At 61.7% G+C, this 891-nt stretch carries 1 protein-coding gene; it reads right to left on the bottom strand.

Annotation, left to right across the window (positions count from 1 at the left end; translation table 11 throughout):
- Positions 1 to 19: 19 nt before the first annotated feature.
- Entirely contained in the window at positions 20 to 847 is an 828-nt protein-coding gene (locus DC522_RS33790) for an IS5 family transposase (RefSeq protein ID WP_116532730.1), read from the bottom strand.
- Between the last annotated feature and the right edge of the window lie 44 nt (positions 848 to 891).

The raw sequence follows: 891 nt of genomic DNA, 5'->3' as shown, positions 1-891 counted from the left end.
CTAGAGGATGTCTGGATATTTAAGTTGCTGCATGAGCTAATCTTTTGGTCATCAGGCGGCACATCGCGAGATAAATCCACGTCTCGGTGGTGGCCGAGAGGTGTTCCCAGTCCTTGGCCAAGCGCCGATTGCGGATGAGCCAAGCGAACGTGCGCTCAACAATCCAGCGCTGCGGCAGAACCGCAAACCCGGCCGGCATGACGGGTGCGGGCTGATCCGCTGGCACTCGCACCCAGCGCCGTGGTCGCTTCACAATCAGCAGCGTCCACCCGAGTTCAGCTGACAGCCAGGTGGCCAAACCCTGATAGCCCATGTCGGCGAATAGGCAGTTCACATCCGGATAGCGGTTTCTCAGGTCCGCTAACACGGCTTCAGCCGCGCGACGATCATGCACATCGGCCGAGTGAACGAGCACGTGCAGGATCAATCCTTGCGTGTCGACCACCAGATGCCGCTTGCGACCTGATATCCTCTTGCCACCATCGTAGCCGCGCTCGCCACCGGCCTCACTGGTGCGCGCGGTTTGACTGTCAATGATAGCAGCGTGCGGTTGCGGACTGCGGCCGGCCAGCATCCGGGCTCGGGTGCGCAGGGCATCGTTGATGGATCGCCACGTTCCCCTTTGGCGCCATCGCCGGAAGTGATCGTACACGCTTTGCCACGGTGGAAAATCGTGCGGCAGCAGGCGCCAGGGTTCACCGCCGCGCAGGATGTAGAGGATCGCGTTCAGCACAAGCCGCAGGCCATGTTTGCGAGGCCGCCCGCGGCGGTTTGTGGGAGCCAGGAGAGGCGCCAGGATCGCCCACTCCGCATCGCTCAGATCGGTATCGTAGGATGAGGCTGTCATGCCCCTTCAGATGGGCACCACCCGATTTTCCAGACATCCTCTAG

It is taken from the genome of Microvirga sp. KLBC 81 (genome assembly GCF_003075415.1).
Lineage (GTDB): Bacteria > Pseudomonadota > Alphaproteobacteria > Rhizobiales > Beijerinckiaceae > Microvirga.
The sequence above is the reverse complement of the archived record's forward strand: the minus strand, read 5'-3'. Positions and strand labels throughout refer to the sequence as shown.

Bases quoted from the DNA above. Each gene is read 5' to 3' on its own strand.
- DC522_RS33790 (WP_116532730.1), bottom strand. From the start codon at position 847: ATGACAGCCTCATCCTACGATACCGATCTGAGCGATGCGGAGTGGGCG.